8 protein-coding genes are annotated in these 13655 nt (G+C 72.3%); 7 read left to right on the top strand and 1 reads right to left on the bottom strand.

Annotation, left to right across the window (positions count from 1 at the left end; genetic code table 11):
- Positions 1 to 72: 72 nt before the first annotated feature.
- The 7 genes from pta (at position 73) to CG740_RS24925 (ending at position 11951) form a co-directional block, all read left to right on the top strand.
- Positions 73 to 2160, top strand: a complete 2088-nt coding sequence (pta, locus tag CG740_RS24955; protein ID WP_100577499.1) for a phosphate acetyltransferase — start codon at positions 73 to 75, stop codon at positions 2158 to 2160.
- Positions 2157 to 3386 (top strand): acetate kinase, encoded by a 1230-nt coding sequence (locus CG740_RS24950; protein WP_100577498.1) that lies wholly within the window; start codon positions 2157 to 2159, stop codon positions 3384 to 3386. Before pta ends, CG740_RS24950 begins: the two co-directional genes overlap by 4 nt.
- Positions 3387 to 3492: 106 nt before the next feature.
- Positions 3493 to 4923, top strand: coding sequence for a pyruvate kinase (gene pyk / locus CG740_RS24945; RefSeq protein WP_100577497.1), 1431 nt, complete (start codon positions 3493 to 3495; stop codon positions 4921 to 4923).
- A gap of 339 nt (positions 4924 to 5262) precedes the next feature.
- Complete coding sequence (locus tag CG740_RS24940; RefSeq protein ID WP_234376470.1) at positions 5263 to 6186, top strand: FG-GAP-like repeat-containing protein; 924 nt, start codon at positions 5263 to 5265, stop codon at positions 6184 to 6186.
- Positions 6187 to 6276: 90 nt separating this feature from the next.
- Entirely contained in the window at positions 6277 to 10107 is a 3831-nt protein-coding gene (locus tag CG740_RS24935) for a hypothetical protein (protein WP_100577495.1), read from the top strand.
- Positions 10108 to 10121: 14 nt separating this feature from the next.
- Positions 10122 to 10475: a hypothetical protein gene (locus tag CG740_RS41110; protein WP_234376469.1), complete on the top strand. Its 354-nt coding sequence runs from the start codon at positions 10122 to 10124 to the stop codon at positions 10473 to 10475.
- 231 nt (positions 10476 to 10706) lie between these two features.
- Positions 10707 to 11951 (top strand): D-alanyl-D-alanine carboxypeptidase family protein, encoded by a 1245-nt coding sequence (locus tag CG740_RS24925; RefSeq protein WP_100577494.1) that lies wholly within the window; start codon positions 10707 to 10709, stop codon positions 11949 to 11951.
- Here CG740_RS24925 and CG740_RS24920 read toward each other — a convergent pair.
- Positions 11930 to 13444, bottom strand: coding sequence for a nitronate monooxygenase (locus CG740_RS24920; protein WP_107488373.1), 1515 nt, complete (start codon positions 13442 to 13444; stop codon positions 11930 to 11932). The genes CG740_RS24925 and CG740_RS24920 overlap by 22 nt on opposite strands.
- Positions 13445 to 13655: the final 211 nt, after the last annotated feature.

The following is a 13655-nucleotide window of genomic DNA, read 5'->3' as shown; positions in this document are numbered from 1 at the left end:
CAGAGGTATTGTCAAGGGGGCAAGACCGCCCTATATGGACAATTTCCTGCGATGCAGAACGGGAGAGCACGCGTGACGCGCAGCGTGTACGTGACCGGGATCGACCGGGGAGACGGCCGCCAGGTCATCGAGCTGGGAGTCATGGAGCTCCTGACCCGCCAGGTGGACCGGGTGGGCGTCTTCCGCCCGCTGGTGCACGACGGACCTGACCGCCTGTTCGATCTGCTCCGCGCCCGTTACCGGCTGGCCCAGGACGCCGCCACGGTGTACGGGATGGACTACCACGAGGCGTCCGCGCTCCAGGCGGAGCAGGGTACCGACGAACTGGTCTCACGGCTCGTCGACCGCTTCCACCGGGTGGCCCGCGACTACGAGGTCGTCCTGGTCCTCGGCACCGACTTCGCCGACACCCAGCTCCCCGACGAGCTGGCGCTCAACGCCCGGCTCGCCAACGAGTTCGGCGCCTCGGTGATACCGGTGGTCGGCGGCAAGGGCCAGACCGCCGAGTCCGTACGGGCCGAGGCCCGCAACGCCTACCGGGCCTACGACGGGCTCGGCTGCGATGTGCTGGCCATGGTGGTCAACCGGGTCGCCCCCGTCGACCGGCACGAGATCGAGGAGCGCCTGGCAGCGCGCCTGCCCGTGCCCTGCTACGTCCTGCCGGACGAGCCCGCGCTCTCGGCGCCCACGGTCGCCCAGATCACCGCGGCCCTGGGCGGCACGGTGCTGCTCGGCGACGACGCCGGGCTCGCGCGCGACGCCCTCGACTTCGTCTTCGGCGGCGCGATGCTGCCGAACTTCCTGAACGCGCTGACCCCGGGCTGCCTGGTCGTGACCCCGGGCGACCGCGCCGACCTGGTGGTCGGCTCGCTCGCCGCGCACAGCGCCGGCACCCCGCCGATCGCGGGCGTGCTGCTCACCCTCGACGAGCGGCCCGGCGAGGCGATCCTGACCCTGGCCGACCGGCTCGCGCCGGGCACCCCGGTGGTCGCGGTCAGCCACGGCTCCTTCCCCACCGCGCAGGAACTCTTCGCCCTGGAAGGGAAGTTGAACGCGGCGACCCCCCGCAAGGCGGAGACCGCGCTCGGCCTCTTCGAGCGGCACGTGGACACCGCCGACCTGCTGCGCCGGGTCTCGGTGGCCCGCAGCGGCCGGGTCACCCCGATGATGTTCGAGCACGTGCTCCTGGAGCAGGCCCGCGCCCACCGGCGCCGGGTCGTGCTGCCCGAGGGCAACGAGGACCGGGTGCTGCGCGCCGCCGATGTCCTGCTGCGCCGGAACGTGTGCGAGCTGACCCTGCTCGGTGATGTGGAGGCGATCCGCAAGAAGGCCGCGGACCTCGGCATCGACGTCACCAAGTGCCAGATCATCGACCCGGCGACCTCCGAGCTGCGCCAGCAGTTCGCCGAGCGCTACGCGCAGCTGCGCGCCCACAAGGGCGTCACCGTGGAGCTGGCGTACGACGTGGTCGCCGACGTGAACTACTTCGGCACGCTGATGGTCCAGGAGGGCCTGGCCGACGGCATGGTGTCGGGTTCGGTGCACTCCACCGCCGCCACCATCCGGCCCGCCTTCGAGATCATCAAGACGAAGCCGGACGCCTCGATCGTCTCCTCGGTCTTCTTCATGTGCCTCGCCGACAAGGTGCTCGTGTACGGCGACTGCGCGGTCAACCCCGACCCCAACGCCGAGCAGCTCGCGGACATCGCGGTCCAGGCGGCCGCCACCGCCCAGCAGTTCGGCGTGGACCCGCGGATCGCGATGCTGTCGTACTCGACGGGCACCTCCGGTTCGGGCGCGGACGTCGACAAGGTGCGCGAGGCCACCAAGCTGGTGCGCGAGGCCAGGCCCGACCTGAGGATCGAGGGCCCGATCCAGTACGACGCGGCCGTGGAGCCCTCGGTGGCCGCGACCAAGCTGCCGGACTCGGAGGTCGCCGGGCAGGCGACCGTGCTGATCTTCCCGGACCTCAACACCGGCAACAACACCTACAAGGCCGTGCAGCGCTCGGCCGGCGCCGTGGCCGTGGGCCCGGTGCTCCAGGGTCTGCGCAAGCCGGTCAACGACCTGTCGCGCGGCGCCCTCGTCCAGGACATCGTCAACACCGTCGCCATCACGGCCATCCAGGCCCAGGCGCAGGGGCAGGAGGCCTCCGCATGACCACCGCCAACCAGGGCACCCGCGTCCTCGTGCTCAACTCCGGGTCCTCGTCGGTGAAGTACCAGCTCCTCGACATGCGCGACGCCTCCCGGCTGGCCGTGGGCCTGGTCGAGCGGATCGGCGAGGAGACCTCCCGGCTCAAGCACACCCCGCTGGCGACCGGCAGCGGTTCCCGTGAGCAGAACGGCCCGATCGCCGACCACGCGGCCGCCCTCAAGGCGGTCGCCGCGGAGCTCGCGCTGGACGGACTCGGCCTGGATTCCCCGGAGTTGGCGGCCATCGGCCACCGGGTGGTGCACGGCGGGCTCAAGTTCAGCGCGCCGACCGTGATCACCGACGAGGTGCTCGCGGAGATCGAGCGCCTGGTGCCGGTCGCCCCGCTGCACAACCCGGCGAACATCACGGGCATCCTCACCGCCCGGGCGCTGCGCCCCGATCTGCCGCAGGTCGCGGTGTTCGACACCGCGTTCCACACGACGATGCCGGAGTCCGCGGCCCGGTACGCGATCGACGTGGCGACGGCCGACGAGTACCGCATCCGGCGCTACGGCTTCCACGGCACCTCGCACGCGTACGTGTCGCGCGAGACGGCGCGGCTGCTCGGCAAGGCGCCCGAGGACGTCAACGTGATCGTGCTGCACCTGGGCAACGGCGCCTCCGCCTCGGCGGTCCGCGGCGGCCGGTGCGTCGACACCTCGATGGGGCTCACGCCGCTGGAGGGCCTGGTCATGGGCACCCGTTCCGGTGACATCGACCCGGCGGTCACCTTCCACCTCAAGCGGGTCGCGGGAATGTCGGCGGACGACATCGACGCGCTGCTCAACAAGAAGAGCGGTCTGGTGGGTCTGTGCGGCGACAATGACATGCGGGAGATCCGCCGCCGCTGCGACGAGGGCGACGAGAAGGCACAACTCGCCTTCGACATCTACATTCACCGTCTGAAGAAGTACATCGGCGCCTATTACGCCGTGCTCGGCAAGGTCGACGCGATCGCGTTCACGGCGGGCGTCGGCGAGAACGCCGCCCCCGTCCGCGAGGCCGCGATCGCGGGTCTTGAGGAGCTGGGTCTCGCGGTGGACGGCGAGCTCAACGCCGTACGGGCCGACACGGCGCGGCTGATCTCCCCGGAGTACGCCAGGGTCGCGGTGGCCGTGGTACCGACGGACGAGGAGCTGGAAATCGCGTCGCAGGCGTATGAGCTGGTGACACCGGGGGCGAATTCCTGACCGAATTTCCGGTTTGCCTGGACGACACCTGAGCGTCATCCCGCCCATTTGTACATTCCACCAGACGGAATATTCCGTAGCGAAACAAACCGATAGGATCCGCCTTATGCGCCGTTCCAAAATCGTCTGCACCCTGGGCCCCGCCGTCGACTCTCATGAGCAGCTCGTAGCTCTGATCGAGGCCGGCATGAGCGTGGCCCGCTTCAACTTCAGCCACGGCTCCCAGGCCGAGCACCAGGCCCGGTACGACCGGGTCCGCAAGGCCGCCGAGGAGACGGGCCGCGCGGTGGGCGTGCTCGCCGACCTCCAGGGCCCCAAGATCCGCCTCGCCAAGTTCGCCGAGGGCCCGGTCGAGCTGGTCCGGGGTGACGAGTTCACCATCACCGCCGAGGACGTCCCCGGTGACAAGTCGATCTGCGGCACGACCTACAAGGGTCTGCCGGGCGACGTCACCAAGGGCGACCCGATCCTGATCAACGACGGCAACGTCGAGCTCAAGGTCGTCTCGGTGGACGGCCCCCGGGTGAAGACCATCGTCATCGAGGGCGGTGTCATCTCCGACCACAAGGGCATCAACCTGCCCGGCGCGGCGGTGAACGTCCCGGCGCTGTCCGAGAAGGACATCGAGGACCTGCGGTTCGCCCTGAACATGGGCTGCGACCTGGTCGCGCTCTCCTTCGTCCGGGACGCCGACGACGTCAAGGACGTCCACAAGGTCATGGACGAGGTCGGCCGCCGCGTGCCGGTCATCGCCAAGGTGGAGAAGCCGCAGGCGGTCGCCAACATGGAGGGCGTCGTCGCCGCCTTCGACGGTGTCATGGTGGCCCGTGGCGACCTCGCGGTCGAGTACCCCCTGGAGAAGGTCCCGATGGTGCAGAAGCGCCTCGTGGAGCTGTGCCGCCGCAACGCCAAGCCGGTGATCGTCGCGACCCAGATGATGGAGTCGATGATCACCAACTCGCGGCCGACGCGCGCCGAGGCGTCCGACGTCGCCAACGCGATCCTGGACGGTGCGGACGCGGTCATGCTCTCCGCCGAGTCCTCGGTGGGCGCGTACCCGATCGAGACGGTCAAGACGATGTCGAAGATCGTCGAGGCGGCCGAGGAGGAGCTCCTGTCCAAGGGCCTCCAGCCGCTGGTCCCGGGCAAGAAGCCGCGTACGCAGGGTGGTTCGGTGGCCCGTGCCGCCTGCGAGATCGCGGACTTCCTCAACGGCAAGGCGCTGGTCGCCTTCACCCAGTCCGGCGACACGGCCCGCCGCCTCTCGCGCTACCGCACGTGCCAGCCGATCCTCGCGTTCACCACGGACCCGAGCACCCGCAACCAGCTCGCGCTGAGCTGGGGCGTCGAGACGTACGTCGTCCCGCACGTGGACTCCACGGACGCGATGGTCGACCTGGTCGACGCCGAGCTGCTCAAGCTCAACCGCTACAACGAGGGCGACACCATGGTCATCACGGCCGGTTCGCCTCCCGGCATCCCCGGCACCACCAACATGGTCCGGGTGCACCAGCTCGGCGGCTCCGAGCAGAAGTAGTCCCGGCCCCACCGCACCGGAGGGCGGCACCCGTCCAAGACGTGGTGCCGCCCTCCGGTGCGTCCGGGCCCACCCGCGCCCGGCCAAGATTTTTCCGGGCGAAAAGCGGAACTTTGCCCGCCATTTTCCTTGTCAACTCCCAAACCGTTACTTCCAGTTGTGGGGGTGAGGTGTAAGGATCGTGTCAGCCCTGGGGGGGGCGACAGGGCTTTCAGACATCGCGTTCGGGCGCAGTTGCCCGACGGCGCTTCCGCCGTCTCGTACGGAACAACCCGTCAGCCGGCACCGCACCATCCGCTTCCTCCTGGGCCGAACCATCACCCAGAGGCAGGAAGACACGTGCGAAGAGGATTCCTTTCCGCGGCCGGATTCGCCCGGCGGCCCTTGCGCAGGGCGCTGGTCGCGGCCGTGGCGCTGGCCGCCGTCGGCGCGGTGGGCGCGGCCGCCGCCACCCAGACCGGGCAGGCACCGGCCCAGAACGCGGCCGCCGGTCAGCAGACGGCACTGGCCGCGCCCGGCGCCGCCAGGACGTTCCCGCTGCTCGCGCGCAAGAGCACCGGGCACCTCTACGACTACGAGGCCAAGGGCACCGGCGGCTTCCAGGCCCAGGCGGACCTGGGCGGCGGGTTCGGCGACGCGAGCGCCCTGGTCCAGGCGAACGTCTCGGCCGGCGGCACCGGCAACGACCTGTACTACCGGGTGGGCGGCACGCTCTACTACACCGCCGAGGAAGGCACCGACACCAAGGTCATCGGCGGCGGCTGGGACGCGTACAACCTGCTCGTGTCGGCCGGGAACATGGGCGGCAGCGCCGACCCCGACCTCGTCGCGCGGGACGCGGCCGGCGCCCTGTGGCTCTACCAGGGCAAGCCGGACGGCAGCTTCCAGACGAAGATCCGGATCGGCAGCGCCGGCTGGAACGGCATGAACCAGATCGTGGGGCGCGGGGACTTCACCGGCGACGGCAAGAGCGATCTGATCGCCCGGGGCACCGACGGAACGCTCTACGTCTATCCCGGCACCGGCACCGCGACGGCGGACGCCGCGCTCGGCACCCGGATCACGGTGGGCAAGGGCTGGGAGGCGTACAAGCAGCTGGTGTCGACCGGCGACAACAACGGCGACGGCAAGGCCGATCTGATCGGCAGCGACGCGGCCGGAGCGCTCTGGCTGTTCAAGGGAACCGGTGACCCGAAGGCGCCGTTCGCGGCCCGGGTGCAGATCGGCACCAGCGGCTGGGCCGGCTTCGACACCCTCTTCTGATCCTCCCGCCGAGCCCGCACGGCGGATCTCCGCCGATCCGCGCCCGGCCTCCCACTCCCCCAACTGCCCCATCAGAACGGCTACTTCGTGATGCGTACACACGCGCCCGGGGCCAGACGCCGCCGACACCTCGGCAACTGGTCGAAGCTCCTGGCCTCCACGGCCCTCGCCACCGCGCTGGCCACCACCGTCTCCGGCAGCGGTCTGCAGCCGCCGCTCGCCATCCAGAACGCCGCGGCGGTCACCGGCCCCCCGGCCGGCTTCGACCTCGACGCCGCCGCCAAGGTCCGCCAGGACCAGTGCCGGCTCGACTTCGTCCTGCGCAAGGGCGGGGCCGAGATGAAGTCGGTCGCCCGCACCGGCCTGAGCGGCACCGACGCCGAGCTGGCCACCGCCGCCAACCCGCAGTACTGGGAGGGCACTCCGCTCTCCGCCGCGTTCAAGAAGGACCACGACGCGGGCCTGGCCAAGATGGACGAGCTGTACGGGCGCAACAACGTCTGGTCGCAGTCCCTCAACCAGGAGCCGCCACCCGGCTACGCCTCGGTCGCCGCCTTCCAGGACCCGCCCGGCATGCCCGGCGACTCCACGCCCTCGATCTTCGAGCAGACCGGGTTCTCGGGCTGGATAGCCGACCAGTTCTGGACGGGCGAGAGCGACTTCTACAACGACCTCACGCCGCTGGCCAACAAGGCGTCCGCGGACGCGGTCACCGCGCTCGCCAAGTCCCGGTACTACCCGGAGACCAACGACAACTACTACGACCGCCGCGCGTTCGAGGACATGACGTTCATGCACGGGATGTACGCGGACGACGCGCGCATCTTCCTGCAGAACGGCGGCTTCCCCACCAGCACGCCCGACCCGGACTCCATGGAGTTCCGGATCGACGTGGAGAACCTCAAGGCGCGCTTCGCGTCGTGTGCCAGCCAGAACCCGCCGGACCCGCACCACGTGCTCGGCCAGGAGCTGGCCACCGCCGCCCTGGAGTGGCAGGCCGAACTCGCCGGGCAGAAGGACCAGCGCAGCGCCGTCCTGACCGCCGAGGCGCAGGCCAACAAGGACCTCCAGATCGCGACGCAGGCGATGGGCGAATCCCTCGGCCAGTCCCTGATCGCGAGCCGGCTCGCCGACTGGGAGGCCTACTGGCTGAAGGCCGACCCGGCCAAGGCGGGGCTCTCGTACCCGTCGAAGGCCGACTTCGCGAAGGTCAAGGTCGACATCGCCAACGCCAAGGCGCGGGCCACCGGGCGGCTCTACGTCGCCTCGCGGGCCGCCCTCGACGCCAAGGCGCAGGCCGACGCCGTGGACAGGGCCCAGCAGGCGGCGTACGCGATCGCGGACGCGGCGGGCGTGCCGCGCGGGCGCGGTCTGCTGTACGGGCAGCAGGCCGCCCAGATCACCAAGGCGTCGGCCGCGGCCGCCCTCGCCGCGGCCAAGGCCACCGAGACGGCGTCGAACGCGACGCGTGCCTCGGCCGCCGACAGCAAGACGCTCAACGCCCTGGCGATGACACAGGCGCACGCCTCGAAGGCGGAGTTCCGCCGCAAGGCCGCCGAGGAGGCCGCGGCGCAGGCCAAGGCCGCCGCCGACGGCGCGGCCCTGCAGGCCAAGGCCGCCGCCGACAACGCCACCAAGGCGAAGGCCGCCCAGACCAAGGCCGAGGCCGCCGAGTCGACCGCCAAGACCGCGGCCGCAGACGCCCACGCCAAGCGGGCCACCGCAGAGGCCGAGCGGGACAGGGCGGCGGCCGAGCGCGCCACCGCCGACAGCGAGCGGGCCAAGGCAGCCGACGCGGAGGCCCGGGCGCAGACCCAGCAGGCCGCGGCGAGCGCCGCGCGGCAGAACGCGGAGACGGCGGGCGCGACCGCCGCCAGCAAGCGGGCGGATGCCGAGACCGCCGAGCTGAAGGCGTTCAACGCCCGCAACGACGCGGCGGACGCCGACCGCAACAAGGACGCCACCACCGCCCGGGCCAAGGCTCTGGAGGCGGCTGCCGCGGCGGCCGAGGGGACGGCGGCCGCGGGCGAGACCCGGCAGGCCGCCACGGACGCGCGCAACGCCGCCAACGCGGCCACCGGCGCGGCCACTTCGGCCCGTTCGGCGGCCAATGACGCGGGCGCCGCGTCGCAGGCCGCGGACGCGGCCGCCACCCGCGCGGAGGGCGCGGCCGCACGCTCGCAGGCGGCCGCGGACGGAGCGGCGGCCGACGCCGCGACCACGCACGCCGCGGTGCTCAAGGCGCATGCGGCGGCGGCCGACGCGATCGAGGCCTCGGAGGCCGCGGCGCAGAACGTGAAGAACGCCCAGGCGCTCGCGGCGGAGTCCGCCAAGCAGGCCGTCGTGGCGCGGCAGAACGCGACGGCGGCCCGGACCGAGGCAACCGCCGCCGCGGCGACGGCCGTTCAGACCGCGGGCTTCGCCTTCGCCACCGCGCAGGCGGCCACCGCCGCCCGTGACTCGGCGCTCCAGGTCGTCAAGCCGGCCAACGACGCCATCGAGCTCGGCTCCCCGTACAAGGAAACCGACTCCTCGGCGGGCCTGGCCGTACTGACCGGGCAGGCCGCCAAGTCGGCCGCCGACCAGCAGGCGGCCGTCGCCCAGGCCAAGGCCGACCAGGCGGCGAAGGCCGCCGCCGAGGCCAAGGCGCTCGCCGCCAAGGCCGACGCCGACGCCAAGGCCGCGGCCACCGCCGCGTCGCAGGCCGCCGACTCCGCTGCGGCCGCCACCGTGTCGGTGCGGCAGGCCCGGGCCTCCGCGTCCGAGGCCGCAGCGGCGGCCAAGGCGGCGAAGACGGCCGAGGCCCACACGGTCGAGTACGACCGGCAGGCCAACGAGGACGCGATGTTCGCGCAGCAGGCGGCCACCACCGCCGGCACCTCCGCTACCGCGGCGCGCGCCTCGGCGACCGACGCGGAGCAGAGCGCGAGCGGCGCCCGCTCGGCGGCCTCGGCCGCCGAGGGCGACGCGTCGAGCGCCCGTGCCACGGCGACCACCGCCGAGTCGGACGCCACCGCCGCCGAGGAGGCCGCCTCCAACGCGGACGGCTACGCCAAGGACGCGGACGCCTCGGCCGATCACGCCGAGGAGGAGCTCCGCGAGTTCCAGGCCGAGCAGCGCGCGGCGGCACTCGCCGCGAGCAAGGGCGACGGCGGCAGTGGGAACGCGGGTCCCGATCTGACGTCCGACGAAGAGGCGGCGCTGCGCCAGGAGTGCGGGCAGGCCTGTGTGGACGAGTTCCGCAAGGCGCTCGCCGACTCCAACAAGAGCGTCATCGACTGGGTGATCGAGAACGGCGGCCAGGTGCTCCTGGACGTCGTCGGCGTCACCGACGCGAAGCGCTGCTTCTCGTCGGGCGATGTCGAGAGCTGCCTGTGGACGCTGGTGAACGTGGCCAGCCTGGTGGCGGTCATCGGGAAGATCCCGGCGGTCAGCAAGGCGATCGTCGCCATCTCCTCCGGCCTCTCCGACTTCTTCCGCTCGCTGCGGATCGCCGAGCGGACGGTGGAGCGGCTGCGGTCGCTGGTGCGGGCGAAGGTCGTGGCCAGCGCGCACATGGAGATCGGCGAGTTCAAGGAGATCTCCAAGGCGGGCGAGGCCCTCGTCAACATGCGGCGGGCGGTCCAGGCCGGCGGCTACACCTGGCGGTTCAAGACCGGCCACTCCTTCTACCGCGCCCACCCCGGTCCGGGCACCCTGAAGGACTTCCGGCTCACGGACCTCACGCCGGACCAGGTAGAGAAGGCGATCATCAACGACGTCGTGACCTATCTCGGCCAGGGCGGCAAGCTGCCGAAGGCGGGCCCCGGTGTCCAGGCCCTGACCAGGACCTTCAAGATCGGCAAGGTGGAGGTCGGGTACCGCATCATGCAGATCACCGATGACATCATCGACAGCAGCACCTACTGGCCCGGCCCCTGAGAGGAGCTGACCCCGTGACCGACCTGATCTCCCTGGCGCGTGCCGTCATGGCCGGCGGCCGCCCGGCGGACGCCGAGCCCGGATTCGCGCTGCCCGAGCACGAGTTCATCGAGGCGGTGAGCTACGCCGACGCGGACGCCATCCGCGAGATGCTGCGGGTGGTCATCGCGGAGGACTGGTCCGGGCTGCCCGTGTGGGCCCGCAACCTGTCCTACCGGATCGCCTGCCTGCAACGTCCCGACGATGCCGGCCTGCTCCGGGAGGCCGCGGCGGACCTGTACAACTTCGGCCCCGACTGGGACGACATCGCGGCGGACCTCCAGGCGAGGGCCGACCGCATCGACGCAGGCCCGAAGCCGGGGGCGTAGCGCGCGGCCGGGGGTCTAGCGCGCGGCCGGGGGTCTAGCGCGCGGCCCGCGCGAACACCGGCCCGTACGGTGTGGCCCGTACTCCCTCCGGGGGTGCGGGCCACACCCGTGTCCAGGGCCCGCAGGCTGGTGGACGGGCTGCGGCGCTTGGCCGTTCCATGAACAAGACGTGGCAAATTCCACGGTCGGACGGATCAGAACCGTGACACCTCCTGAGGTACGTTCGCGTGCATGCGTCCTCCCATATCGCCACAGGTCCGACGCGCACTCGTGGCGCTCACCGCCACCGCGATCACCGCCGCCACCGCCGTCGCCCCGGCCGTCGCGAGCGGTCATCCCGCGAAGCCGGTCAAGGCGGTGAAGTCGGCGACGCCCGGGGCGCCCGGCGGCGAGCCGAAGAAGGAGCCGCCGGCGAACATGTCGCAGCTGGGCGGCGCCCAGTTGGGCCGGGCGGGCGATCAAGTCGGCGCGGGCGCACCGGCGTTGCCGCCGGGACTGTCCGCGCTGTCCTGGGTGGTGGCGGACGCCGACACCGGCCAGGTGCTCGGCGCGCGGAACGCACACTGGCCGCTCCCCCCGGCCAGCACCCTGAAGATGCTCTTCGCGGACACCGTGCTGCCCGGGGTGGCGCACGACGCGAGCCGCAAGGTCAGCGACGAGGACCTCAAGGGCATGGGCGACGGCAGCAGCGCGGTGGGCATCGTGCCCGGCCAGACGTACCAGGCGCCCGATCTGTGGCGCGGCGTCTTCCTGCGCTCGGGCAACGACGCCGTGCACGTACTCGCGGCGATGAACGGCGGCGTCCCCAAGACGGTCGCCGACATGCAGAAGAAGGCGCAGGCGCTCGGCGCCAGGGACACCCACGTCCTGAGCCCGGACGGCTATGACGCGCCGGGCCAGGTGTCGTCCGCGTACGACCTGGCGCTGTTCCTGCGCTCCGGTCTGAAGAACCAGGACTTCAAGACGTACTGCGGTACGGCGTCGGCCGACTTCCCCGGCGGCCCCAACACCAAGGGCAAGCCCTTCGGGATCTCCAACACCAACCGCATGCTGTCCGGCATCGACGGGGTGGCCAAGTACCCCGGCCTGATCGGCGGCAAGAACGGCTACACCACGAACGCCGGCAACACCCTGGCCGAGGCGGCCCGGCGCGACGGGCACACCCTCGTGGTGACGGTGATGAACCCGCAGGAGAACAAGCACGACAAGGTGTACACCGAGATGCGCCAGCTCCTGGACTGGGGCTTCGCGGCGGCCGGCAAGGCCAAGCCGGTCGGCACCCTCGACCCGCCGAAGCAGGCCACCGGGTACCAGGCCGCCACCTCCGGCACGGCGGCCGGCTCGGCGGACTCCTCCGGGATCGGCGCGCTCGGCTGGACCGGGATCGGCGCCGCCGTGGTCGTGGCGGCCGGCGCGGGCGTACTGGTCCTGACCCGGGGCAAGCGGAACAGGCCTCAGACCGACACGGTGGGCTGAGCGGGAACCGGGACCCCGGCCGCCGGGACGGCGGCCACCTGCTCCGCGGTCGTCCGGACCCCGGTCATCCAGTCGATGACCTCGGCGGCCGTGTAGGGGCGGCCGTCCGGGCTGATGTCGTCGAGGAAGCCGAGGTCCTGCCCGATGGTCACGACGGGCGGCTCGACCGCGCCGCCGGGCCTGCGCTGGCCGAGCCCCACCGTCGCGAGCAGCCCGTTGCACAGACACACCCGCCCGGCGGTGTCCACGGCCTCGCCGCCCTTGCGCACGTACGCGGTGATCGGCTCGGCGGCGCAGCGATAGACGAGGGCGCCACTCGCGGAGCGGGCGGGGGTGCGCAGGTAGCCGAGGTCGCACACGGGCCGGCGGGCCGCGCGTACGGCCTCCTCGGAGAGGGTGCCGGGGAGTTCGGCGACCTTGAACGGGAAGGCGGTCGGCGAGGCCCGGGGGTCGTTGCGCACCCGCAGGGTCCCGGCGCGGGCCCGGGTCCTCAGCTCCGCGCGCAGATCGTCCCGCAGCCCTGACTCCTCGCAGAGCGCGAACACGCTGCCGAGCTGCACCCCGACGGCCCCCAACGCCCTTGCGGCGGCGAGCCGTTCGGGGTGGGCGGCGCCGCCCGCCAGCCAGAACGGGATGCCGAGGGCGGCGACCTTGGCGAGGTCCGGGTGGTCCCGGGGCCCGTACACGGGCTCCCCCGCCCCGTCCAGGACGAGCTTCCCGCGCGGCGGCGCGCTGTGCCCGCCGGCCCGGTGCGTCTCGATGACGAATCCGTCGGGCCGGGTGGCGGGATCGCGCACGAGGTACGAGGCGAGCACCGGCAGCGAGACGATGGCGAGCACGTCCGGACGCCGCAAAGGCGTTGTCCGATGCGGGAGTTGACCCATGAGAGCCCGTCCCGGATCGAACGTATACGGAATCGGCGCGTCGTCCCCCTCCACGTCGACCAGGGTGGTGACGGGCTCGGCGCGGGCGAGCCGGGAGGCGAGGGCGGGAATCTGCCCGGGTATCCCGGCGCCGACCAGTACATGATCGACACCCGCGAGGATCGCGCCGAACAGGGCTGGTGCGGTGGCGAGTTGAATCTTGGCGAGGTAGTTGACCCCGACGGGCCCGTCGTGGCCCTCCTTCGCGAGCCACACCTCGACGAAGTTACCGAGCACGGTGAGGAGTTCGGCGCTCTCGCCCCGATCCATCCGCAGCCGCGCCATGGCCCGCATCCGCTCCCCGGGCGCGACCCCGCCCTCGACGAAGTACCGGTCGAGCACGTACGCGGCGGCCTCCGGCACGGGGAAGGCGGCGAGCGCCCGCCGCATGTGCCCGCCGGGGTCACCGAGCTGAAGCCGCCGCGCGAGCACCGCGTCGAGCGCGGTCCCCGACACCACCCCGAGCTGCCCCCGCCCCGCCACGGCCCGGGCCAGCCGCCACCCGGACACGGCGACACCCATGCCGCCCTGAATGATCTGCGGCCGGGCTGCTGGACGGGCTGTCGCCATGGGGTGTGGTCCGTTCGTCGGGGCGGTGCGGCGGGAGCCCGAGAGCTCCCGGCGGGAGCCCGAGAGCTCGAACCTACGGAACCGTAGGTTGCTACTCCCGAGTCTCGACCACCCCGCCCCGCCGGACGCCCGCCGAAGGTCCCCATTCGGGGTGCCGTCGGCCCCCGGACGCGCGGGGAATTGGACCCGGAACCGGCCAGGACCACGACAT

The organism is Streptomyces sp. CB01201, assembly GCF_002803085.1.
In the GTDB taxonomy this organism is placed as follows: domain Bacteria; phylum Actinomycetota; class Actinomycetes; order Streptomycetales; family Streptomycetaceae; genus Streptomyces; species Streptomyces hundungensis.
This window is presented reverse-complemented; position numbering and strand designations above follow the sequence as displayed.

Bases quoted from the DNA above. Each gene is read 5' to 3' on its own strand.
- CG740_RS24950 (WP_100577498.1), top strand. From the start codon at position 2,157: ATGACCACCGCCAACCAGGGCACCCGCGTCCTCGTGCTCAACTCCGGG.
- pyk (WP_100577497.1), top strand. From the start codon at position 3,493: ATGCGCCGTTCCAAAATCGTCTGCACCCTGGGCCCCGCCGTCGACTCT.
- CG740_RS24935 (WP_100577495.1), top strand. From the start codon at position 6,277: ATGCGTACACACGCGCCCGGGGCCAGACGCCGCCGACACCTCGGCAAC.
- CG740_RS24925 (WP_100577494.1), top strand. From the start codon at position 10,707: ATGCGTCCTCCCATATCGCCACAGGTCCGACGCGCACTCGTGGCGCTC.
- CG740_RS24920 (WP_107488373.1), bottom strand. From the start codon at position 13,444: ATGGCGACAGCCCGTCCAGCAGCCCGGCCGCAGATCATTCAGGGCGGC.